We start from the raw sequence: 22,090 nt of genomic DNA on the forward strand, positions 1-22,090 counted from the left end.
CCCGATCACCCACGACATTCCGATCACTCACGACGTAGGGAAACCTCATGGCGCAACCTCTCGCACGCGGAGTCTGGGGTGTGGTCTCCACACCCTTCCTCGGCTCCGCACTCGACATCGACGAGACCGGCCTGACCCGGCTGGTCCGCCACTACCAGGACATCGGCGTCACCGGCCTGACCGTCCTCGGCGTCTTCGGCGAAGCGTCCCGACTGGCGTCCGAGGAACGCCGCACCGTCCTGGAGACCGTCGCCGACAGCGTCGACCTGCCGCTCGTCGCCGGCGTCACCTCGCTCGCCACCGCACCCGTCATCGAGGAGGCCCGCCTGGTGACCGACACCCTCGGCGACCGCCTCGCCGGGCTCATGGTCCAGGTCAACTCACCGGACCCGCTGACGCTGGCCCGCCACCTGAACGCGGTGCACGAAGCGACGGGCGCGCCGCTCGTCATCCAGGACTACCCCGAGGCCAGCCGGGTCGCGATCGGCACGGCCGACCTGGTCACGGCGGCCGGGGCCGTACCGTCAGCCGTCGCGATCAAGGCCGAGGCCCCGCCCACCCCCTCCGCCGTCGCCGTGCTGGCCGCCGAACTCGACCTGTCGGTGTTCGGCGGCCTCGGCGGACTGGGCCTCCTCGACGAGCTGGCCTGCGGCGCAGCGGGCGCGATGACGGGCTTCTCCTGTCCCGAGGGGCTGATCGCCTGCACCCGGGCCTGGGACGAAGGCGGCTACCCGGCCGCCCGCGACGCGTACCTCCCCTACCTCCCGCTGGTCAACTTCGAAGCGCAGGCCGGTATCGGGCTCGCCGTACGCAAGGAGGCGATCCGGCGGCGCGGGCTCATCCTCGAATCCGGCGTACGGCCCCCGGCGAGGCCGCTGCCGGAGACGCTCGTCCCGCAACTGGCGCGCCACCTCGCGGCGACGCCCGGCGCGATACTGCGGGAGGTGCACTGATGGATCTCGGCATCACCGGACGGACCGCCCTGGTCGCCGCCTCCACCTCCGGACTGGGCCGCGCCGTCGCCGAGGCCCTGGCCGCCGAGGGCGCGCGGGTCGTGGTGACCGGGCGGCGGGGCGAGGCGGCCCGGGAGATCGCCGCGCGACTGCCCGAGGCGATCGGCGTCGAGGCGGACCTGGCCGCACCCGACGGCCCCCGCCTCATGGCCGAAGCGGCGCGAAGCGCCTACGGCGACCCCGACATCCTCGTCCTCAACGGCCCCGGCCCCAGGCCGGGACGGGCCGCCGACATCACGCACGACGAGGTGTCCGGAGCGCTGGAGACCCTGGTGCTGGCCCAGCAGCGGCTGACGGCCCTGGTCCTTCCCGCCATGCGCGCCCGGGGCTGGGGCCGGATCCTCGCCATCGGGTCCAGCGGCATCGCCGCCCCGCTGCCGGACCTCGCCCTGTCCAACCTGGGACGCGCCGCGACGGCCGCCTACCTCAAGACGCTGGCCGCCGAGGTGGCCGCCGACGGGGTGACGGTCAACCTGCTGCTGCCCGGGCGCATCGCGACCGACCGTGTCGCCGGACTCGACCGGGCCAAGGCGGCACGGGAGGACCGGTCCCGGGAGGACGTCGAGGCCGAGTCCCGCGCCGCCATCCCGGCGGGCCGCTACGGAGCGCCCGCCGAGTTCGGCGCGGCGGCGGCGTTCCTCTGCTCCGCTCCCGCCTCCTACGTGACGGGGACCGCGCTGCGCTGCGACGGAGGGCTGGTGCGCGGACTGTGAACACGCCCCCGCGCGACCTCGCGCTCCTGCCCAAAGCCCATCTGCACCTCCACCTGGAAGGATCGATGCGGCCCGGCACGCTCGCCGACCTGGCGACAGCGGCCGGGGTCCCGGCCCCCGACGTCCGCCGGTACACGACCTTCGCCGAGTTCGGCGCCCGCTACACCGCTGCCGTGGACCTCGTACGCACCGAGGCGCAGCTGCGCCGCGTCATGCGCGAGGTGGTCGAGGACGCGGCTGCCGACGGGGCCGTGTGGGTCGAGCCGTCGGTCAACCCGCGCGCTCACCGCGACCGCCTGGGACCGCCCGCTTACGTCCTCGACCTCCTGCTCGACGAGGCCCGGACCACCGCGGACCGCCTCGGCGTCGGGTGCGGCCTCATGGTGACCGCGCAGCGCCACCTGCCGCCGGAGGACGCCGTCGCCCTGGCCCTCCTGGCGGCGTCCAGGGCAAAGGCGGGCGTCGTGGCGTTCGGCCTGGCCACCGACGAGGCGCGGTACCCGCCCGGACCCTTCGCGCGCGCCTTCGCCATCGCCCGGGAGGCGGGACTGATCAGCGCGCCGCACGCCGGTGAACTCGCCGGTGAGGCAAGCATCCTGGGAGCGGTGCGCGATCTGGGCGCGGACCGGATCGGCCACGGGGTGCGCGCCGTGGATTCGCCCGGTCTGATGGCCGAACTCGCCGCCCGGGGCACCGTGCTGGACGTCTGCCCCACCTCCAACGTCTCGCTCGGCGTCGTGAGCGCGCTCCCCGATCATCCGCTGCCCCGGCTGATCGAGGCGGGGGTGCGCTGCACGCTCGGCGCCGACGACTCCTTGCTGTTCGGTGCGGGGCTCCTGGACGAGTACCGCACGGCCCGCGACGTACTGGGCCTCGACGACGCCCGCCTGTCCGACATCGCCCGCTGGTCCCTGGAGGCGTCCGGGGCTCCGCGGGGGACGGTCGCGGACGCGGTCGGGGCCGTCGGGGCCTGGCTCGAAGCACCCGCCGCCGACAGCTCCCTCAACCCCGCAGAAACATACGGCCGTTGGCCGAAGGAGGCATCATGACCACGAGCCCGACGACTGTCCGCACAGGCAACCTCATCGCCGGCCGCCGTACGTCCGGCGAAGGCGTCGAACGCCGCAACCCGGCCGACCCCGCCGACCTCGTCGCGGTCACTCCCGCCTCCGGCGCGGAGGAGGTGGACGCGGCGGTCGGCGCCGCCGCCGAGGCCCAGCCCTCATGGGCGGCGCTGCCGGCTCCGGCGCGCGGCGCGATCCTCATGGACGCGGCGGAGATCCTGCGGGCCCGTCAGGAGGCCGTCGCCCGCGACCTGGTGCGCGAGGAGGGCAAGACGCTGGCGGAGGCCCGCGGCGAAGTGAAGCGGGCCGTCGACGTCCTGCGCTTCTTCGGTTCCGCCGGCTGGCATCCGGCGGGGCAGAGCCTGTCCAGCTCGCAGCCGGACACCCTCGTCCACACGCGCCGCGAACCGCTCGGCGTGGTGGGCGTGATCACCCCCTGGAACTTCCCGGTGGCGATCCCCGCCTGGAAGACGGCTCCGGCCCTGGTCAGCGGCAACGCGGTGGTACTCAAACCGGCCGAGATCACTCCGCTGTCGGTGTACCACCTCAGCGAGGCACTCGTGGCCGCCGGGCTGCCCCCGGGCGTGCTCAACGTCGTTTACGGTCCCGGCTCCGTGGTGGGGGAGGCCCTGGTCGCCGACGGCCGGGTCGCGGCGGTGTCGTTCACCGGCTCCACCGCCGTGGGCCTGCGGATCGAGCGGGCCCTGCACGAGCGGCGCGGACGCGTCCAGGTGGAGATGGGAGGCAAGAACGCGCTGGTCGTCCTGGACGACGCGGACGTCGCGAAGGCGGCCCGTATCGCCGCCGCCGGTGGGTTCGGACTGACCGGCCAGGCGTGCACCGCCTCGTCCCGCGTCATCTGCACTCCGGGCGTCCACGACGCGCTCGTCGAGGCCCTGATCGCGGAGGCGGCCCGCTACCGTCCGGGCAACGGCCTGCACGACGGCACGCTCATGGGGCCCGTGGTCAGCGACGCGCAACTGGAGTCCGATCTGGCCGCCATCCGCCGGGCCCGCGACGAGGGCGCGACGGTCGCGGCCGGAGGGGAGAACACCGGCGGCCTGATGCTGGAGGCGACGGTCCTGACGGACGTGGGCCGCGACGACGCCGCGGCCCGCGACGAGATCTTCGGCCCGGTCGTGGCCGTGCTGCCGGCATCGGGCCTCGACGAGGCGGTCGACCTGGCCAACGACTCCCGTTTCGGTCTCGCCGCCGCGATCTGCACCCGCGACCTCGCAGCCGCCCACGAGTTCGCCGACCGCGTCCGGGCCGGCGTCGTCAAGGTCAACCGCCCGACCACCGGACTGGACCTCCACGTCCCGTTCGGCGGCGTGAAGGACTCCTCCAGCAACACCTACCGCGAACAGGGGGCCGGCGCGGTCGACTTCTACACCTGGTCGAAGTCGGTGTATCTGGGCTGGGACCGCTGAGGCCCGCACCGGGCGGGAGGCGCGACGCGGGTCCCGTGGCGCCTCGTGCCCGGTGCGGCTCGGCCCGACGCGACCACGGAACCCGCCGACCGTAAAATATGCGCTGCATGCAATTATTGCTTACGCAGGTAGTAGGCGTACGCTGGTGGGTGATCGGCGGGGATACGCCGATCGCCCCCAGCTCTCCGGAGGATCGTCGGTCCTCCTCGATGGAAAAGGAACGACATGGACCTCGGTTCCGTCCTGGTCGCCGGTGCCGGTGGAGTCATCGGCCGCAGCATGGTCGAAGACTTCGCCGCCCGGGGCACGCGCACCCGCGGAGTCAGCCGGCGGGCGCCCCAGGCCCCCACGGCCTGGGAGCACCTCTCGGCCGACCTGTCCGATCCGGCGGCGGCACGGGACGGCCTGCGGGCCGCCGCGGACACCGACCGGCTGGTCTTCGCCGCCTACGTCGAGCAGACGGACCCCGTGGCCCAGGTGGCGACGAACGTGGAGCTGCTGGACAACACCCTCCAGGCCCTCGCGGCCAACGACGCCCCGCTGAAGCACGTCACCCTGTACCAGGGGCACAAGTTCTACGGGTCCCATCTCGGACGGTTCAAGACGCCGGCGAAGGAGGACGATCCGCGCCTCATCGGACCGAACTTCTACTACGACCAGGAAGACCTGCTGCGTACGCGCGCGGAGGAGATGGGCTTCCGGTTCACCGTCTTCCGCCCCGAGGCGGTCATGGGTTACGCGCAGGGCACACCCATGAACCTGCTCATGGTCATCGCCGCGTACGTCGCGATCAGCAAGGAACTGGGCCTTCCGCTGCGCTTCCCCGGAGCCCGCGCCGCGTACGACGACATCTTCTACCAGATGACGGACGCGCGGCTCCTCGCGAGCGCCACCCACTGGGCGGGGTCGGCCCCTGGCGCGGCCGACGAGGTCTTCAACATCACCAACGGGGACGTCGTGCGGTGGAGCCACCTGTGGCGAGCGGTCGCCGCGCACTACGGCATGACGCTGGAGGAGCCGAAGACGATCCGCCTGGAGGAGCACATGCCGTCCCAGGATGCCGTCTGGCAGCGGATCGTCGCGAAGCACGATCTCGTCCCCACTCCTTACGGCGAGCTCGTCGACTGGCGGTTCGGCGACATGATCTTCCACTCCGCCTGGGACAACGTGAGTTCGACGATCAAGCTGCGGCACGCGGGATTCCAGGACAGCTTCGACTCCGAGCAGCGGCTGCTCGAACTCCTCGACGACCTGGGCCGCCGCCGCATCGTGCCCCCGGCCTCCTCCTGAATCCGAGTCCTCACCCCCGCCCGGCCGACATGACGCTCGAACGGCTGACGACCCCGGCGGAGGGCTGGTGGCTGCCCCGCAGCGACGCGCCCTGAGAGATCCCGCGTGTCGCGACGAGTCCAGCGACGTCCGGCGGTCGTACGGTCGAACCCTGCGACCGAGGAGGCCTCTGATGCACAGCGTGACCTACTCGATGGGCGTCTCACTCGACGGCTACATCGTCGGGCCGGACGGCGACTTCAACTGGACGGCACCCGACGAAGAGGTCTTCCGCTTCGTCACCGACGAGATCCGCGAGGTCGGCGTCCACCTGCTGGGACGGAGGCTGTACGAGACGATGCTGTACTGGGAGACCGCCGACCAGGACCCTTCGCTCGACGACTCCATGCTGGAATGGGCCGCGGTCTGGAAGCCGCTCCCCAAGGTCGTGTTCTCCACCACGCTGTCGGCGGTGGAGGGCAACGCCCGCCTGGTTTCCGGCGGCCTGGCGGAGGAGATCGAGCGCTTGCGGGCCGAGCCGGGGGAGGGGAACATCGCGATCGGCGGCGCGGCCCTCGCCGCCGAGGCAGCCGCGCTGGGCCTGCTCGACGAGTACCGGACCCGGGTGTACCCGGTGCTGGTGGGCGGTGGCGTTCCGTTCTTCCCTCGGCACGAGCGCCGGGTGGACCTCGAACTCGTCGAGACCCGTACCTTCAGCTCAGGAATCGTCTTTCTCCGCCACCGCGTGGCGCGCCGGCCGGCCCCGGCCTGACGACGGAGCGCGGCGATAGGGCCACTGTCCGCGCACGGACGGTGGTCCGCCGGGGCGGAGCACACATCAGGGTGACGGGATCACAGCCCTCCGGGCCCCTTTTAGGGGTTGTTCTGGGGGCGCGGCGTGAGGGCGTGCGTTTGTGTTGTCCGTGTCCCCCTCTCTCGGCGGTCTCGGAGTATGTGATGTCGGTTCCCCTGTCGCGACGTGCGGTGTCCATGGCTGTCTCGGTTGCCGTGGGTGCTTCGCTGCCTTGGGTCGTGGGCGTGGGCGACGCGTTCGCCGCACCGGGCGGAGAAGGGTCGATATCGGCCGCGACGGGGTCGCTCGGAGGTGCGGTCGACGAGCGGACCGGTGAGGCGCGGTTCTCCCCGGCCCTCGGCGGGGTGTCCGGGGCCGCGGGTTCGGGATTGCAGCTGAAGGCCCAGTTCTCCCAGAGGCTGTCGTCCGCGGGCGTGAACCGCTTCGGCCTGGGGCAGGGGATGTCGCTCGGGCTGCCGTTCGTGGACGTGGAGCGGGGGACGGTGGTCCTGCCGTCGGGTGAGCAGGTGATGGACAGCTCGAAGGCGTCGGGATTCAAGGACTACCCGCTGAAGGACGTGGAGTTCCGCGCGGCGGCTGGCCCCTCCCCGGTCACGCACGCCTACGAGATGAAATCGCTGAAGGACGGCTCGCGGAGTCTCTTCGACTCCGCGGGCGACCTGGTCGCCGTCGAGGACCGGTTCGGCCATCTCACGAAGCTGGTGTGGACGATCGTCAACGGCCAGCACCGGCTGTCGTCGGTGACCGGAGGCTGGGGATCGAAGCTGACAGTGAGGTACCGGGGCGATGCGGTGACGTTCGTGTCGCCGAAGCGGTGGGGGCAGACGGCGGCCCCGGAGACGGTGGTGCGACTCGACCAGGGACGGGTGAAGTCCGTGACGGACCCGGCCGGTGCGAGGACCGACGTCGAGTGGGCGGTCAAAGGCGCTGCGCGGGTGAACGTCCCGTCGGCGGTCACTCTGCCCACCGGAGCGCGCACGGAGTTCGACTACCGGGAGTACGAGCCCCGGTCGGGCGCCGTGGTCGCGGTCTCCGCGTTCGAGGTGAAGGACTCGCACGGCGGGACGCTGACCGACCGGGTGTCGGTCAGCCTGGACCCGGACGGCGCCAACGGCGGCCGGAACTTCACGGGGTGTCCGCAGTACTGCGCCGACGGCACGGACGGCCTGGAGAACTCCGGCGACGGGTCGTTCTCGTACCGGGTGCGCTTCACACAGCGCTCCGGGCAGGAGACCGAGCGTTCGTACAACGCCCTGCACCTGCAGAAGAGCGAGGTGGTGCGGGTCAGGCTCGGTTCGCAGACGAAGGAGGTCTCCCGCACGGACCTCTCGTACCCCGGCGAGGGGGCGGACGGCGCGCCGCCGAAGGTGAAAAACGCCCCGGCGAACTACCAGACGCCTTCGCGCGTGGAGGTCACCACCACTGACCCCGAGGACGCCACGCGGAAGAAGACCAGTGAGGTCTCCACGGAGTTCGACGCGATGGGCCGGCAGATCTCGCAGACGCGGAACGGGGTACGGACCACCACCGAGTTCGGGGCCAACTCCCTTCCGGTGCGGACGGAGACGAAGGACATCGCGACGGGGGCCCGTGAGGTGGTGGAGAACGCGCTGACCGGCGACGGGAAGGCCGTCGCCAGGACCGTCACGAAGGCGGCGCAGGGTGCTGCGCACGACCTGGGGACGGTGTCCAGCCAGGAGTTCGAGTACCACGGGGGCGAGTTGGCGGGCGAAGTCGCGAAGACGACGGTCACCGGCGATTCCCGCGCGAAGGGCGGAGACCCGGGTCCGGCCGTGACGTCCACCGCGAGCACGGTGGAGAAGGACGCGGCAGGCGTGGGGCGACGGACGGACAAGGTGACCGGCGCGGACGGCGTGACGACCACGACCGTGTCGGACCTGGCCGGCGGAGTGACACTGTCGGAGAAGACCGGCGACCTGGCGGAAGAGGTCAACGAGTACGACGTGGCCGACCGGCTGGTGAAGACGACGGCTGACGACGGGACGGTGACGCGTGCCTCGTACGAGACGCGGCGGGGCGTGGTCGGCGGTGCACCAGGGGGAACGTCGACGACGAGTCGGCGTGAGTCGGACGGATTCGCGTCGCGGACGGTGACGGATGAACTGGGCCGCCGGACGGCGTCCGAGACGAACTACCAACCGTCCGCCGACGGAGGCCGAGGCGCGATGCTGCCCGAGGGCCAGTGGCGGCCGACGGGCGCGGCGGAGTACAACACCGCCGGTCAGCAGGTGAAGAGCGTCGATGCCGGCGGGCGGGAGACCACCGTCGAACACGACGCGTGGGGCATTCCCGCGAAGACGACCGGTCCCGACGGAACGGTGACGTTCAGCAACCATGACGATGTCGCGGGTACCGCCACCGACCGGACGGTTCCCGGGGGTCAGGCGCGGACGACCGTCACGTCGAGCCGAACGGTCGACGACCGCGGCAACCCGGTCGGGGACGAGACCACCCACGGTGACGGCACGCCCGGCATCGCGGCGGAAACGGTCTACGACGCCTTCGGCAGGCCCACCCGGTCCCAGGACGACACGAGCCCGTTCACCGCCGAGCGCGCCTACACCGCGGCCGGGCTCCCGCAGACGGACACGTTGGCCCCGAAGGAGAAGGGCTCCGGGACGGACGTGGTGGCCGACTACGCGCTGGACGCGTTCGGGAACAAGACGCAGAAGACGCTGTCCAAGGGCGCCGAGTCCGCTGAGGGCTGGAAGACGGTGTCCGACGCGGCCGGGCGGACGAAGGAGATCACGGCTCCGGGCGGCGCGGGAACGTCGAGCATGACGTACGGCAAGGCCAACGGACTGGTGGAGTCGGTGGCCTTGCCCGACGGTTCGGTGGCGCACCAGCGCGTGGACGCGTCCGGGCGTGGTGTCGAGGCATGGGTGTCGCCGAAGGACGACCCGGGCGCCAGGCGTGAGCACGTGCGGACCTCGTACGACCCGGTCACGGGCCAGAAGAACGCGGTGTGGCGGTCCGGTGATGAGGCCGGTTCGAAGATCACCTTCGCGTACCACCCGGACAGCACCGTGAAGGAGCGGGTGGATCCGGGTGGGAAGAGGACGTCGTACACCTACAACGACGAAGGAAAGCCCGCCACGGTCACCGACCACACCGGTGCGGTCACCTCCTACACCTACGACGGGAAGAGCGGCCGGATGACCCAGGCCGTCCAGTCACGGGCCGGGAAGGAGCTGGCCAGGGTCTCCTACGCGTACGACGCCTCCGGCCGCCCCGAGAAGATCGACCGGGGCAACGGCGCGGTGAGCACGTACACGTTCAACGACGCGGGCCTGCCGACGGGCGAGAAGCACACGGCGCCCGGCGGCAGGGTCATCGCGGAGCACGCCTACTCGTACACCCCGCAGCGGCAGCTCGCCACCGACGTCGCGACGCTGCGGGAGAAGGACGGCAGCGAGAAGAGGACCGCGACCGCGCACACCTACGACACCGAGAAGCGGCTCACCCGTACCCACGTCACCGAGGGCCACACGCCCGGCCAGGGAACCCTGGTCAGCCGGTCCGACTACGCCTACGACCTCGTCTCCAACCTCTCCGAGGCCAAGGTCACCACGCGTGCGGCCGACGGCACCGAGAAGACCGCCACCACCGGCTACGAGCACGATGCCGCCTCCCGCACCACCCACATCACCGAGGACGGCCAGAGGAAGGCGCAGACCTACGACAGCGCCGGTCGGCTCACCCGCGCCGCCGACGGCACCACTCACACCTACGACGCCGGCGGGCAGCTCACCGCAACGCGTGCTCCCGACGGCACCACCATCACGAACACGTACAACGCGGCCGGGGAGCGCGACACCCAGACCACCCGCACGCCTGACGGCGCCGAGAACACTCTCACCTACCGCCCCGGCACCGAAACGGGCCAGGACGGCACGACGGCGAGCTACCTGACCGGCCGCAGCAGGGAATCGCGCACCCTCACCCCGGCCGACGGCCAGAACCCGCAGACCGGCTACTACCTCACCAACCGCCGAGGCGACAAGACCCACACCCTCGACGCGAGCGGTACGGAAACGGGCCGGACCGCCTACACCGACTACGGCCGTCCCATCACCCCGACCCCACGCACCGGATCCGTCACCGAGAACCCCTACGGCTACGCCGGCGAGTACACCACTCCCAGCGGCCACCAGTCCCTCGGCAGCCGCTGGTACGACACGCGGACCGCCGCGTTCACCGGACCCGACGCCCCGGTCGCCGGCATGCTCAACCCCTACACCTACGCCACAGGCGACCCCGTCAACTACACCGACCCCACCGGACAGAGCCCTGAACAGTCCGGGAACTGGTTCACGGACTCCTGGTTCAACAAGGAAGTCCTCGGCTGGGAGGGCATGCCCTACCTCGACATCGCCCTCGCCGCCGCGGGCATCGCCCTCACCGCCGTTTCCGGCGGAGCAGCAGCCCCTGCGGCGACCCTTTTCGCCGGACGCGCGATCAAGGCCGCGCTCACCATCGGCGCCCTCGCCACCATCCCCGCCGCCGCCGACCAGATCGCCATCAACACGACCGGACAGGGCTTCATGCCCGAGAACGTCCGCACGGGATTCGACGTCGCCGCACTCGCCGGGGGCATCACCGGCGGCCTCATCGGCATCAAGAACGCCCCCGGAGCCGCGACGAGGATCAAACAGTTCGCGGGGAACATTCATGCCAAGGCATTCCAGGCGAAGAATGTCGAACTCGTGCCGCCCGTGGAGAAATTCGGCCCCAATAATTTCACGTCGAAGATCGAAGCTCTTGACGAATATCAGAAGTCGAACAAAATGAGTAACGGTGATCTTTTGAATCTGAAGAAGCACAAGCTGGGAAGCGGCGCTCTCCCGGAATTCAGTGAAAAATGGGTGATGGCCAAGAAGAAGAGCGGCGACGCCTATCAATTGATAAGCAGGGAGACGGCTGCCGAAGCGAATTCCGCATACTTTTGGAATCGCCGCTACTCTTCCATCAGGTACAGGGCGACCGTCACGGACACGCCGGTGAGCCCCGCGTCCCCGGGAGGTGGGGGAAACGTACCCCGCGCCCCCGGCGATGCTCCTGGCGTTTCCGGAATCCCCCACCTTTCCGACGCCGCCAAGGCGATGAGTGCGGCGTCCTGACAGGCCGGCGGCCGGCCGGACCTGGAGCGTGGCCACCGCCGCAACCTCAGGAGGGTGCGTCGGTGGGGCGACCCGCGTCCATGGTCCAGGCGGCGAGCAGGCGCAGGGCGCTGTCGGAAGGGGAGCCGGGTTCGGCGGTGTAGAGGTAGAGGGCCTGGTCGGGATCGTCGGGGAGGGTGAGCGATTCGTATTCCAGGCCCAGCTCGCCGACCAACGGATGCCGGTAGAGCTTGGTGCCGTGTGTGTACTCGTGCACGTCGTGGTCGGCCCACCACTGGCGGAAGTCCTCGTCGTGGACGGACAACTGCCCGACCAGCTCGCTCAGGCGCGGATCGTGGGGATGGCGACCGGCGTACAGGCGCAGAGCGGCGACCGTCCCCCGGGCGGCCCGTTCCCAGTCGGCGAGCAGGTCGCGGGCGGTGGGGTCGAGGAAGATGAAGCGGGCGAGATTGCGGTCGCGGTGGGGCAACGCGTCGAAGTCGGTGTAGAGGGCCTGGGCGAGAGAGTTGGCGGCCAGGACGTCGAGGCGGTGGCCGAGGATCATCGCCGGGGTGCCGGGCAGGGCGTCCAGGATCCGGCGCAGGCCCGGTCGTACGCGCTGAGGCCGCTCCGCGGCCCGGCGACCGCGGGCGGGCCTGCGCCTCGCCAGGTTGAAGAGATGGGCCCGTTCGGTGGCGTCGAGCCTCAGTGCGCGGGCGACGGCGTCCAGTACGTCGGCGGACACGTTCGGGTTGCGTCCGCGTTCGAGCCGTACGTAGTAGTCGACGCTGACGCCGGCCAGCTGCGCCACCTCCTCCCGGCGCAGACCGGGAACCCGGCGCCGTCCGGCGTGAAGGGCCGCGCCTGCCTCCTCGGGGTGGATACGGGCCCGTCGGGAGCGCAGGAAGTCCCGCAGTTCCGCGTGGGGCTCCGGCCCCGGCGTCGTGTTCATCCCTTCAGGCTATGACGCGCCCGCCCGACCCGACCCCGCGCAAGGGGGGCCTGCCGGACCCCCTGTACGTCATGCCCCCTTCGACGACCTGCCGCGAGGCCGTCGCGATGGTCTCCTTGATCTGGGCGCACCGCGCGCCACTACGAAAGGAATCACCATGGCCAAGCCCTTGATCGTCATCACCGGTGCCAGCTCCGGCATCGGCGCCGCCACCGCTCGCCTGCTGTCCGCACAGGGGCACCCGCTTCTCCTGCTGGCCCGCCGGTTGGAGAAGCTGGAGGAACTGGGCCTGCCGAACACCCTGTGCCGCCAGGCGGACGTCACCGACAGGGCCGCCGTCGAGATGGCCGTCCGCGAGGCCGAGGAACGGTTCGGACCGGTCGACGCCCTGGTCAACAACGCGGGCGCGATGCTGCTCGGCCGGATCGCCGACCAGCCCGTGGAGGAGTGGGACCGGATGATCGACCTGAACGTCAAGGCGGTGCTCTACGGTACCCGGGCGGTCCTCCCCGGCATGATCGCCCGGCGCGCCGGCACGATCATCAACGTCAGCTCGATCGCCGGCCGCAAGACCTTCCCCAACCACACCGCGTATGTCGGCACCAAGTTCGCCGTGCACGCCATGTCGGAGAACCTGCGCGAGGAGGTCTCGTCATCAGGCGTGCGCGTGGTGACCATCGCCCCGGGCGCCGTGGAGACGGAACTGCTCTCCCACACCAGCGACGAGAAGATCAAGACCGACTACGAGGCGTGGAAGAAGGCGGCCGGCGGCGCGCTGGACCCGCAGACGGTCGCCGAGGCCATCGCCTACGCCTACCAGCAGCCGCAGAACGTCACCATCCGTGAGATCGTCCTCGCCGCCACCGGCCAGGAAGCCTGAGAACCCGCCCGCCCCTCTCCGACCCCGACGCCGGCGACCGAGGAGACGGTCGAGGGGGGAGTCCGGCGGTGCGTAGGCGGATGACTACGGAGTGAAGACGAACGCGCTGTTCCCGAGGGCGTCGGCGAAAGACCCGTTCCCGCCCTGCAGGAGCGAATGGCGGTTGAGCAGGTAGGTGAAGCGAAAGATGTGGCACCTGATCTTGTTCTTCATCTTCTGCATCGATTTCTCCGAGGCGATGAGGGGGAGCCGTCTGTTCTCCGGTACGTATCCACCGTCGCGCGGAAGCCGACCGCTTCCCACAGGGAACCCTCCTAGCATGTCGACATGTCTGTCTGTCGATGTGGCCGGCGGGCGCGTCGCACGAACCCTTCTCCGTAGATCGCTTCGCCCGGCCCGACGAGGGCAGCGCCTCCGCCGGGCCGGGCTATAGCGCTGCCCTGGCGTAGCACCGCCACGGACAGCCTGCTGGAATGCAGAGGATTCAGCGGGTTGCCGGCGCGGTCGTCGGCGCGGCGGTGGGCGACGCCTTGGGCGGCCCTTTCGGATTCGGTCCCCGTGGAGTGTTCTCCGGCGTAGTGCGGTCCGGAGAGGTGGACGTGGGCCGTCGGGAACGCGAGCCGGTAGGCGTGGCGGCCGGGGTGGTCGACGGCGGCGTGCACGACGGTGACCACGCGGGGCACGGGGCGTCCGGCGTCCGCCGCGCCCTTCGCCATGGCGGGATCAGGGTGCCCCGGACGTAGCCGGGCGGGGTCATCCAGCTGATCGCGGTGTCGGCGACCCCGTCGGCGGCGCGGGCGCGAGGGCGGGCCGCGGGACGCCGAGTCCGGTCTCCACCCTGGGGTGCCGCAGGCCGGGGAGGGCGACCGCGCTGCCGTCGGCCGGAGGCGTGGAGCCGTTTCTTTGACATTGCCGGCCGAACCGGTGTTGAGGGCGTGACGGCAGCGGTTCCCTTCGATCAGCCGAACAGCGGCTCGGCCAGGAGGAAGACGTTGAGGCCGCAGATGAGTGCGACGGCGGCGACCGCGGTGATGGTCGTGCGCGGCCGGTTGACCAGGGCGCCCATGAGCTTCCTCCTGCTGGTGAAGATGATCAGAGGGACCAGCGCGAAGGGGATGCCGAAGGACAGGGCGGCCTGACTGAGGATCAGCGCCCTGGTGGGTTCCACACCGACCAGCAGGATGCCCACCGCGGGAAGCATGGTGGCCGCCCGTCGCACGATCAGGGGGATCCGGCGGCGCAGGAAGCCTTCCATGATGATCTGTCCGGCGTAGGTTCCGACGCTCGACGAGGCCAGCCCGGCGACGAGCAGCGCCACGGCGAAAGTGATCGCGGCTGTGGGTCCCAGGAGCGAGCCCAGTGCGCTGTGCGCCTCGTGGAGGGTGTCCGTGCCGGTGTGACCGTCGCGGTGGAAGACGGCGGCGGCGACCACGAGCATCGTCATGTTGGCCAGGCCGGCGAAGGACAGCGCGACCACGATTTCGCGGCGGGTGTGGCGCAGCGCCTTGCCTTGGCGCGCGGGGTCACTGGCCGTGGACCGGGTGAGGGCCGAGTGCAAGTAGATCACGTGCGGCATGACTGTGGCGCCTACGATGCCTGAGGCGAGCAGGACGCTCTCCGTTCCGGCGAATCCGGGTAGCAGACCTGCTGCTGCCTCGCGTGACGGGCCGGCACCGATCGCCTGGTAGAGAAATCCGCTCAGGACGACCAGGAGCATGCCGGCCAGCACCATCTCGAAGTGATGCCTGCCCCGGGGGGCGAGCACCAGAAGGAGGACGGAGACGGCCGCGGTGATGAGAACGCCGGGGATCAGCGGGACGCCGAACAGCAGACTCAGGGCGACGGCCCCGCCGATCAGCTCCGCCAGATCAGTGGCGATGGCTACGATCTCAGCCTGGACCCAGAGCAGCAGAGTGAGCGGACGCCCACATGTGTCGCGGCACAGCTCTGGCAGGCTCCGCCCGGTCGCCATGCCCAGTTTCGCGGACAGGTACTGGACGAACATGGCGACGACGTTGGCGACGACGATCACCCAGAGCAGCTGGTACCCGTAGGCGGCTCCCGCAGCCGTGTTGGTGGCGAAGTTTCCCGGGTCGACGTACGCCATGGAGACGACGAAGGCCGGGCCGAAGAAGGCGGCCCGTCGTGCCCATCTGCCGACCGAACGGGGGAGCGGAGGCAGCCCGTTCTGCTGCCTCGGGGTGCCGGGCACCGCCCCGGATGGGGCGACGAGGTTCGTCCCAGCGGCGTGGTCTGTCATGTCGGTATCGGTCACGGCGTCGAAGGCTTCCGCCCGATCCGGGGGCCCTCTGCCCGCCGGGCCACCAGACGCCCCGCGGTGTACAGGCATACGAGGATGGCCAGGGCCTGTTGCTGAAACGTCCCGTAGGCGGCCGCAGCTACCAGGATCAGGAGATTGAGAGCAAGAAGAACTGCGGTGTTGAAGGACAAGCGATCCTCAGCGGAGAAGGCGACGGATGAGTCGGAAGCCGGGACAGCAGGTCCACGGTCCTGCTGTCCCGGCACGGTGCGTGTTGTCTCAGCGGCTTCCACCACTGGTGCGGATGGAACCGTTGACCCCCACGGGGAAGAAACCGCCGGAGGTGGCCTTCTTCGGCGTCAGGTAGACGACGTTGAGCACCCGGTCGGCGCTGCGGCCGAAGGCCAGCCCGTTCTTGTCGGCGGGCACGATGTTGGCTTTGCCGTTCCGTACGATGCCCTGGTCGTCGTCACTCCCGCCGTCAAGACTGTCCCGTGCGTCCGAGATCTTGCCGGCCTGATCCGCGAGGCCGCGTTCGAGCAAGGACACCCGGATGTTCGCGGCGTGGTACGCCTCGACCGCGAGAATGCCGGCGGCCGCACTGAGGTACGTCTTGTTGGTGATGAGAGGGGCCGCGCCCTTGTAGGCGGTGACGCCGACGTCCTCGAAGATGTAGGCCGCCAGCAGGAAGTTGTTGTCGTTGGCGTAGGGGTCGAAGGTCTCGTGCCGGCCGATGAGCCCCGCGGCGCGCGCGGCAGCGGTGAAGCTGCTCTGGATGTCGATCTGTGGCTGTGCGACGGTTGCCGAGCCCAATGCTCCGCGCAGGAAAGCGACGTGGTCCACTTCGTCGCGGGCGATCTCCTCGGCGTACTGACGTACCGCACGGGTACGGAAGTTGACCTTGCGTCCGCCGGTGACCGATCCTCGCTTGCCCTTACCGGTTGTCAGGTCGTCGGGAAGGCCGTGGCCGTATACGGCGTAGGAGTAGAACTGCGCCTCCAGATACTCCAGGTTGAGGGCGAAGTTGAGGATCGCGGAGTCGCTGGGCGCAGCAGAGTCGGCGCTCTCGGTGGAGGTCGTCGATTCGGCCGCGGTCGCGGTTCGCGTTGCGGCCGAGGTCAGCAGACCGGCGCCGACCACACCGAGGCCGGCCGTGCCGGCGCCCCTCATGAAGCGACGGCGGTCGACATCATTCTCGGCGCTACGGCTGATCAGTTCACGTACAAAGGGCTTGCCGAACACGGCGAAATCCTTCCGTTTGGTGATGCATGAGAGACATGAGAGCCAACGGCGTAGCGCCGTCGGCCGGCCGGTGCGAGCGGCGTGGGAGCCTCGACCATCCAGGTCGGCGAAACGTCCGATTTCGTCCCGCCGAGGCAGCTCCCTGCTTGTCTGTGCGGCCGAAGTGACCTGCCGCCCGCTGGGCGTGTCCCGCTGCCGCGAGGTGCCCGCCGAGACCCACGGCGCCGACACGTCGGCACCCGTGGCCCCGGCCGACCGCGAGCATCTCCGGGCGGTAGGAAACCCATCCCGAACATGACTCATCACGGCAGCCATCGACACAGCATCAGCTATTGCAAATCGATTGCAATAGTCGAATTCCCCACAAGGTAGCGCATAGGCGGGCAAGTTGTGCAAGAAGGTGAGGTATCTGGTCTGGCCGGTCGTGGAGACCCCGAGTTGATGGGGACGTGCATGGTCGACGACTCCTCAGATCTCGGAGGTAACGAGGACTCACGCCCCTGGGGCACTGCGCTCCGCGGTTCATGAGCCGCCGACTCCCGCTTCTGTGCGCGCTTCGGCACCCTTGATTCGAGACTGGCCCCCCACTGGATCGGTCGGACCGGTCGCAGCGCGAGGAATTGACTCCATCGGCCTAGCCATCGCCTGAATATGCCGCACAAGAGAACGAATCCAGCGCACGTGTCCGTTGCCTTTCGGAGGAGGTGCTTCGACGCGTGCGGAACCGGCACTTCGAGGGAGTGCGGCTCCGGATCAGGGGTCGGACCGACGCAGGGAGTCCGGCGGCGAAGCTTCGGGGCTCCTGGACGCCTGAGGCCGGTGGCTTCTTCGCACACCGGAGGTGGGGGCCCTGGGGGCTCTCCCTGCCCGGCAGATGGGCCCTGCCGGAGGCTGAGGACCGGCGGGCCCGCACCCGCATAGCGACGTTGGTTCGCCCCGAAAGACGGGTCGGCCGATTTCCGCGCGTAGGCCGGACAGCTGCGGGCCCGGCTCCCGTCCGCTCGGATGGAACTCCACGTCAATCGAGGCTTTGTTCGGTGTCAGTTCCCCGCTCCCGGCCAGCGCCCGTAGCCGAGATCGCATGTGTCAGGAGGGCTGATCACCGCGGTGTCGCCCTGCATCCTGCCCGTCCTGCCGGTGGTGTTCCTGGCAGGCGGCACGGGCGACCATGGCCCGTGGCCCCGGCCTGCGGCAAGGGGACCGAGATCGGACACTCCCGCGTCTGAGGGCAGAGCGTCCAGTCCCCCTAACCGTCGTCCGTACGCAGTGGTCGCGGGCCTCGTGGCTGCTGGTCCTCACCGGGCTCGGCCTGATCTTCCCGCCCGCGGCGACCCGGTCGGCGACCCGGCGTCCCGCGAGAGCGAACACCAACAGAGGTACAGCGGTGCCGAGGGCGAAGGACAGCGTCAGAACCACGATGTCAGCGCTGATCTCGCCCCGGACCCCTGCAACGGTGATCGCGGCGAGGACGGGACCGGCGCACGGGACGTACAGCAGGCCGAGTCCGAGTCCCAGGCCCAGGGCGAAGGCGCTGCCTGCCGTCGAAAGCCTGCTGGAGAAGCCCTTCGCCCGCATTCCGCAGCGCCTGTTCCGTAAACGCGCACGGGGACTCCGGATCCTGGCCGGATCTCTGATGATCATTCTCGCCCTGGGGCTCGCGTTCGACGTCACTGCCGCGACCCAGCGATCCCTCCCGGACTGCACCTCCGGCGTTCAGAAGAAGATCGAGGACAGCGAAGCTGCGCGCCAGCACCTCTCCGGCCTCTACGACGACTCCAACAAAGAGCCCTCCCGCTGCGAGGACGGCGTCGACGAACTGCGCTCGTGCGGACAGGCTCCGCCGCTCGAAGGCATCGACTCCTGGTTCAACACCCCCGACAACGAGCCCGTCGACCACAAGGGCCTGCGCGGCAAAGTCAGCCTGGTCGACTTCTGGACCTACTCCTGCATCAACTGTCAGCGGGCAGTGCCGCATCTACGGGACTGGGACCGCGCCTCCCGTGACGCCGGACTGCGCATCGTCGGCGTGCCCTCGCCCGAGTTGGCCTTCGAGAAGAAGCGCGGCAATGTCATTTCCGGCGCCAAGAAGCTCGGTGTGACCCTGGCCCGTCGCCCTCGACAACGACCTCACCACCTGGGACAACTACCGCAACCGCTTCTGGCCTGCCAAGTACCTCGTCAACGCCAACGGCACCGTCCGCTACTTCAAGTTCGGCGAAGGCCAGTACGACCAGACCGAGAAGATGATCCGGGCGGTGCTCAGGCAAGCAGACTCCACCGTCAGCCTCCCCGAGCCGACAGGCCGCACCATGGACGACCTGACCGCCGACCGGACTCCTGAGGCCTACCTGAGCAACCTGCGCATCCGCGGCTGCGTCGGCACTCCCCTGGTGGACGACAAGCCCACTGCCTACAGCTTCCCCCAGGGCTCGCTGCCGCTCGACAAGCTCTCCCTGGACGGTACCTGGACCGCCGGCTACGAGCACTTCGTCGCAGGCCCGGATGCTCGCCTCGCTTTCGCCTACCGCGCTAAGAACGCCAACCTTGTTCTCGCCGGCACCGGAAAAGTCACCGTCTTCGTGAACGGCGAGACCACCAGGACGATCGACGTTTCCGGATCGCCCACGCTGTACCGCCTGACGGATGACAGGAGCGCGCGCAACGCACACCTCGAACTGCGCCTCGACGAGGGCCTACAAGCGTACGCCTTCACCTTCGGATAGTCCGGAACGCATGAGTCCGATCCTGGTCCGGCCCCGCACCCCCGGAGGGCGTGCCGAGTTGATGCTGCGGCAGGGGAGGATCCGGCACCGTTCTCGCCGTACATCCCTCATGGCAGCTTCGCGCCGCCGGGGGTGGCATAGACGACGAGGTTGTCCCGGTATTCGCCGCGGCTTCGGTCGTAGGCGCCCGAGCAGGTGATCAGGTGCAGGGCGGACGGCCCGCCGGTCGCATAGACCTGGCTGTCGGGGAAGGCGTCCTTCTCGTACTGGCGAAGCGCCCGGATCGTGAAGGCGATCGTGGACCCGTCGTCGCGCACCAGTGTGACCTTGTCGCCCGGGTCCAGCGTGGAGAGACCGTGGAAGGCTCCGGGGCCGGTTGCCGAGTCGACGTGGCCGACGACGATCGTCGCACCAGGGCCCCCGGGCCGAGGACCGTCACTCCACCACCCTATGCGTTCGGGTTCGTCGGGAACTCCGAGGCGGCCGTCCTGCTGGACTCGCAGGCTGATCAGGGGCTGGTCAAGCCCAAGGGCGGGTATGCGGATGCGGACAGGACGTGCAGGCGTCTGGTTGCCGGAGGCGGCAGCTTCAGCGGATCCCCGGTGAACCGGCATACTGCCTCTGTCTATTCGTACCGGTGCCTGCTCCGGGCCGGTTTCCAGGGCTGAGACGCCGACGCAGGCCAGAGCTACCCCAACGGCAAGAGAAGCCGCTCCTGCGGTTCTCCGCGTTCCGGGTATTCGCCTCGGCCGCGGGCGGCTTATGCCTGTGCGTCGGCTCGGTCGTCCGACCCGCCCGCGGCCGGTCGGACGACCGGAGAAGAACGGGCTCTTCATCCCTGGCCGGCGCCGCGTCGTCGGCGCAGGGCGAGCACTCCGGCAATGGCCAGGAGAGCCCCGCCGCCCAGGGTGGTGACGGGCACGACGGGGAAGCCGTCGCCGGAGGCGAGGCCGCCGAGGCCGGCGCCCACGCCGCCGTCGGGGTGGAGTGAGTCGGCCTGGTTGACGGCCGCGGTGTTGGGGAGCGCCACGTAGGGGAAGACGTCGCCGGGCTCGCGGTAGGGGGTGTCGACGGCGTCACCGGCGGCCAGGGCGGGCACGATCTTGCCGGTCTGCGCTGCGCCTTCGAGGGCCTGGAGCTCGATGTCGACGACGTCGTCGTTGAGGCGGCGGCCGTTGGGGAAGCCTGCCAGGTCCTTGCCGAGGACGCCGAGGCGGTTGGGCTTGGCGGCGGGCGGGACGGACATGTTCAGGCGCAGCATTTCCGAGGGGACGACCGCGGCCTTGTCGACGTCCTGGTTGAGGCGCTGCGAGTTGAGGTCCGCCTTGATGGGGCCGCACTCCTTGCAGATCCCGGTGAGAAAGATCTCGACGAGGTCGTTGCGCGGGATGGCGGGGGCGGGGAGCTTGTAGATGTTCTGGATGAGCTTGGGGACGATGGGGTCCTTGACCTTGTCGACGACCGGGGTGACGGTGGCGTCCTTCTCCGGGCTGAGCGCGTTGAAGGCGTCCTTGTACTTCAGGGGCACTACGACTTCGTTGACGAGCGGGTTCCCGAGGCGGGAGACCTGCCGCCAGTCGTCGGTGTTTCCGTCCTCGGCGGGTGCCCCCGGTGCGTCCACCGCCTTCGCGTCCTCGTCGCCCTTGCTGTCCGTGCCCGTGATGTTCGCTCCTCGGCGGTCGGTGGTGGACCATACGCCGATGACCGGGTTGCGCTTGGCGTCGCCCTTGAGCGCCAGAGTCGACTTGGGCACCTGGACGGCAAGGGTGTTGATGTTGTAGCCGGCCAGCGTGTTGTGACCGGTCTCCGAAAGGTCGCCCCCGTACAGGAGGTCGAAGATCCTCAAGTCCAGGAAGAACGGGTCGGACGCCTGGCCGGCGAAGGCTGTCCCTCCGCCCGGCAGCGGAACCACGGCCTCCTTGCGCAGGGATGCGTAGTCGGGCATCGACGCCTTGCCGACGTTCGAGGGTGCGACGGGGGAGTCCTTGAGGAGCGTTTTGGTCTTTCCGCTGCTGTCGGTGGCCTTCAGGCTGTAGGTCTGCCGGAAGTTCAGGGCCTCGTCGTTCACCGACTTCACGACCCCCGTGTTGTAGAGGAACTGGTCGGCGCCGTCGCGGACGTGGTCGGTGAACTCCCACGTGTACGTCGTGTCCGGCTTGCCGTTGCCGTTCGCGTCGATCTTGATGTTGTAGCGGGCGTCCTGGGCGAACGGGTAGAAGTTCGGTCCGCCGTTGGGCTCCTGGAACGGAATCCAGTTCGCCACCAGGGTGACGGTGTCGGGCTTGTCCGGACTGGTGAAGGCGTAGACGTCGGTGTTGTCGGCCCTCGGGTCTCCGGCGATCATCGGCGCCTCACGGTGGCTGGAGGCCGAGCTGGAGGCGGGAGCGAGGCCGGTGACCGCTGCGGCGGTCAACAGGGCCAGCGCGCCGGTGGCGGCGAGCGCGCGCTCGGCCGGGTGGGAAGCAGAGCGTCGACGGAGCATGCGGGGAGAATGCATGGGTGGTCCGTTTCCGGTGAGAGCCGCTTGCCCTCGGGAGTCCTGGCGGGGCGGCTGGGAGCTGAGGCTTCCCAGCGCCACACGGGCCGCGATTGGTCGCTCCGAGCGACGAT

The 22,090-nt window shown here is 70.0% G+C and carries 18 protein-coding genes; 10 read left to right on the plus strand and 8 right to left on the minus strand.

The genetic code is table 11. The annotated features are described in order from the left end of the window. Positions 1–47 precede the first annotated feature (47 nt). The 7 genes from EES43_RS29175 (at position 48) to EES43_RS29205 (ending at position 11,444) form a co-directional block, all read left to right on the plus strand. Complete coding sequence (locus EES43_RS29175) at positions 48–953, plus strand: dihydrodipicolinate synthase family protein (RefSeq protein WP_124271552.1); 906 nt, start codon at positions 48–50, stop codon at positions 951–953. Beyond that, entirely contained in the window at positions 953–1,726 is a 774-nt protein-coding gene (locus tag EES43_RS29180) for an SDR family oxidoreductase (protein WP_124271553.1), read from the plus strand. Before EES43_RS29175 ends, EES43_RS29180 begins: the two co-directional genes overlap by 1 nt. Next, positions 1,723–2,775 (plus strand): adenosine deaminase, encoded by a 1,053-nt coding sequence (gene add, locus EES43_RS29185; protein ID WP_241192572.1) that lies wholly within the window; start codon positions 1,723–1,725, stop codon positions 2,773–2,775. The genes EES43_RS29180 and add overlap by 4 nt, the downstream gene beginning before the upstream one ends. Beyond that, entirely contained in the window at positions 2,772–4,220 is a 1,449-nt protein-coding gene (locus tag EES43_RS29190; protein WP_124271554.1) for an aldehyde dehydrogenase family protein, read from the plus strand. Before add ends, EES43_RS29190 begins: the two co-directional genes overlap by 4 nt. 225 nt (positions 4,221–4,445) lie before the next feature. Then, entirely contained in the window at positions 4,446–5,510 is a 1,065-nt protein-coding gene (locus EES43_RS29195) for an SDR family oxidoreductase (protein ID WP_124271555.1), read from the plus strand. Positions 5,511–5,682: 172 nt separating this feature from the next. Further along, the gene (locus EES43_RS29200; protein WP_124271556.1) at positions 5,683–6,261 is read left to right on the plus strand and encodes a dihydrofolate reductase family protein; all 579 of its coding nucleotides are present in this window, start codon (positions 5,683–5,685) and stop codon (positions 6,259–6,261) included. A 266-nt stretch (positions 6,262–6,527) separates the two neighbouring features. Then, positions 6,528–11,444 (plus strand): RHS repeat domain-containing protein, encoded by a 4,917-nt coding sequence (locus tag EES43_RS29205; RefSeq protein ID WP_124271557.1) that lies wholly within the window; start codon positions 6,528–6,530, stop codon positions 11,442–11,444. Positions 11,445–11,490: 46 nt separating this feature from the next. On the opposite strand, the gene EES43_RS29210 is transcribed toward EES43_RS29205, so the two are convergent. Then, positions 11,491–12,375 carry a helix-turn-helix domain-containing protein gene (locus EES43_RS29210; protein ID WP_124271558.1) on the minus strand — a complete coding sequence of 295 codons (885 nt, stop codon included), beginning with the start codon at positions 12,373–12,375 and terminating at the stop codon, positions 11,491–11,493. A 157-nt stretch (positions 12,376–12,532) separates the two neighbouring features. On the opposite strand from EES43_RS29210, the gene EES43_RS29215 reads away from it, so the two are divergent. After that, positions 12,533–13,255, plus strand: a complete 723-nt coding sequence (locus EES43_RS29215) for an SDR family oxidoreductase (RefSeq protein WP_124271559.1) — start codon at positions 12,533–12,535, stop codon at positions 13,253–13,255. Positions 13,256–13,339: 84 nt separating this feature from the next. Here EES43_RS29215 and EES43_RS30900 read toward each other — a convergent pair whose 3' ends face one another. The 5 genes from EES43_RS30900 to EES43_RS31635 form a co-directional block, all read right to left on the minus strand. Then, entirely contained in the window at positions 13,340–13,477 is a 138-nt protein-coding gene (locus EES43_RS30900; RefSeq protein ID WP_164493311.1) for a hypothetical protein, read from the minus strand. Positions 13,478–13,569: 92 nt separating this feature from the next. Continuing rightward, complete coding sequence (locus EES43_RS31895) at positions 13,570–13,971, minus strand: hypothetical protein (protein ID WP_206430149.1); 402 nt, start codon at positions 13,969–13,971, stop codon at positions 13,570–13,572. 242 nt (positions 13,972–14,213) lie between these two features. Beyond that, positions 14,214–15,515, minus strand: coding sequence for an Nramp family divalent metal transporter (locus tag EES43_RS29230; protein WP_124271560.1), 1,302 nt, complete (start codon positions 15,513–15,515; stop codon positions 14,214–14,216). 279 nt (positions 15,516–15,794) lie between these two features. Beyond that, positions 15,795–16,757, minus strand: a complete 963-nt coding sequence (locus tag EES43_RS29235; RefSeq protein WP_124271561.1) for a ferritin-like domain-containing protein — start codon at positions 16,755–16,757, stop codon at positions 15,795–15,797. A 1,086-nt stretch (positions 16,758–17,843) separates the two neighbouring features. Beyond that, positions 17,844–18,398, minus strand: a complete 555-nt coding sequence (locus tag EES43_RS31635) for a cytochrome c biogenesis CcdA family protein (protein WP_346774343.1) — start codon at positions 18,396–18,398, stop codon at positions 17,844–17,846. Here EES43_RS31635 and EES43_RS29245 point away from each other — a divergent pair. After that, positions 18,391–19,098 carry a thioredoxin domain-containing protein gene (locus EES43_RS29245; RefSeq protein ID WP_124271562.1) on the plus strand — a complete coding sequence of 236 codons (708 nt, stop codon included), beginning with the start codon at positions 18,391–18,393 and terminating at the stop codon, positions 19,096–19,098. The genes EES43_RS31635 and EES43_RS29245 overlap by 8 nt on opposite strands. After that, positions 19,067–19,480 (plus strand): hypothetical protein, encoded by a 414-nt coding sequence (locus EES43_RS29250; RefSeq protein WP_124271563.1) that lies wholly within the window; start codon positions 19,067–19,069, stop codon positions 19,478–19,480. Before EES43_RS29245 ends, EES43_RS29250 begins: the two co-directional genes overlap by 32 nt. Positions 19,481–19,587: 107 nt before the next feature. On the opposite strand, the gene EES43_RS29255 is transcribed toward EES43_RS29250, so the two are convergent. Both EES43_RS29255 and EES43_RS29260 read right to left on the minus strand, forming a co-directional pair. Further along, on the minus strand, positions 19,588–20,316 hold the full coding sequence (locus tag EES43_RS29255; protein WP_346774344.1) for a class F sortase: 729 nt from the start codon (positions 20,314–20,316) through the stop codon (positions 19,588–19,590). Continuing rightward, a complete protein-coding gene (locus EES43_RS29260) occupies positions 20,313–21,962 on the minus strand; it encodes a DUF4331 domain-containing protein (protein WP_206430150.1) in 1,650 nt (549 codons plus the stop codon). The genes EES43_RS29255 and EES43_RS29260 overlap by 4 nt, the downstream gene beginning before the upstream one ends. Between the last annotated feature and the right edge of the window lie 128 nt (positions 21,963–22,090).

The sequence above is a fragment of the Streptomyces sp. ADI96-02 genome (genome assembly GCF_003846185.1).
Taxonomy (GTDB): Bacteria; Actinomycetota; Actinomycetes; order Streptomycetales; family Streptomycetaceae; genus Streptomyces.

Excerpts from the sequence above, each read along its gene's own strand:
- EES43_RS29175 (WP_124271552.1), top strand. The coding sequence starts at position 48 with ATGGCGCAACCTCTCGCACGCGGAGTCTGGGGTGTGGTCTCCACACCC.
- EES43_RS29180 (WP_124271553.1), top strand. The coding sequence starts at position 953 with ATGGATCTCGGCATCACCGGACGGACCGCCCTGGTCGCCGCCTCCACC.
- EES43_RS29190 (WP_124271554.1), top strand. The coding sequence starts at position 2,772 with ATGACCACGAGCCCGACGACTGTCCGCACAGGCAACCTCATCGCCGGC.
- EES43_RS29195 (WP_124271555.1), top strand. The coding sequence starts at position 4,446 with ATGGACCTCGGTTCCGTCCTGGTCGCCGGTGCCGGTGGAGTCATCGGC.
- EES43_RS29200 (WP_124271556.1), top strand. The coding sequence starts at position 5,683 with ATGCACAGCGTGACCTACTCGATGGGCGTCTCACTCGACGGCTACATC.
- EES43_RS29210 (WP_124271558.1), bottom strand. The coding sequence starts at position 12,375 with ATGAACACGACGCCGGGGCCGGAGCCCCACGCGGAACTGCGGGACTTC.
- EES43_RS29215 (WP_124271559.1), top strand. The coding sequence starts at position 12,533 with ATGGCCAAGCCCTTGATCGTCATCACCGGTGCCAGCTCCGGCATCGGC.
- EES43_RS30900 (WP_164493311.1), bottom strand. The coding sequence starts at position 13,477 with ATGCAGAAGATGAAGAACAAGATCAGGTGCCACATCTTTCGCTTCACC.
- EES43_RS31895 (WP_206430149.1), bottom strand. The coding sequence starts at position 13,971 with ATGGCGAAGGGCGCGGCGGACGCCGGACGCCCCGTGCCCCGCGTGGTC.
- EES43_RS29230 (WP_124271560.1), bottom strand. The coding sequence starts at position 15,515 with ATGACAGACCACGCCGCTGGGACGAACCTCGTCGCCCCATCCGGGGCG.
- EES43_RS29245 (WP_124271562.1), top strand. The coding sequence starts at position 18,391 with ATGATCATTCTCGCCCTGGGGCTCGCGTTCGACGTCACTGCCGCGACC.
- EES43_RS31635 (WP_346774343.1), bottom strand. The coding sequence starts at position 18,398 with ATGATCATCAGAGATCCGGCCAGGATCCGGAGTCCCCGTGCGCGTTTA.
- EES43_RS29250 (WP_124271563.1), top strand. The coding sequence starts at position 19,067 with ATGGACGACCTGACCGCCGACCGGACTCCTGAGGCCTACCTGAGCAAC.
- EES43_RS29255 (WP_346774344.1), bottom strand. The coding sequence starts at position 20,316 with ATGAAGAGCCCGTTCTTCTCCGGTCGTCCGACCGGCCGCGGGCGGGTC.
- EES43_RS29260 (WP_206430150.1), bottom strand. The coding sequence starts at position 21,962 with ATGCTCCGTCGACGCTCTGCTTCCCACCCGGCCGAGCGCGCGCTCGCC.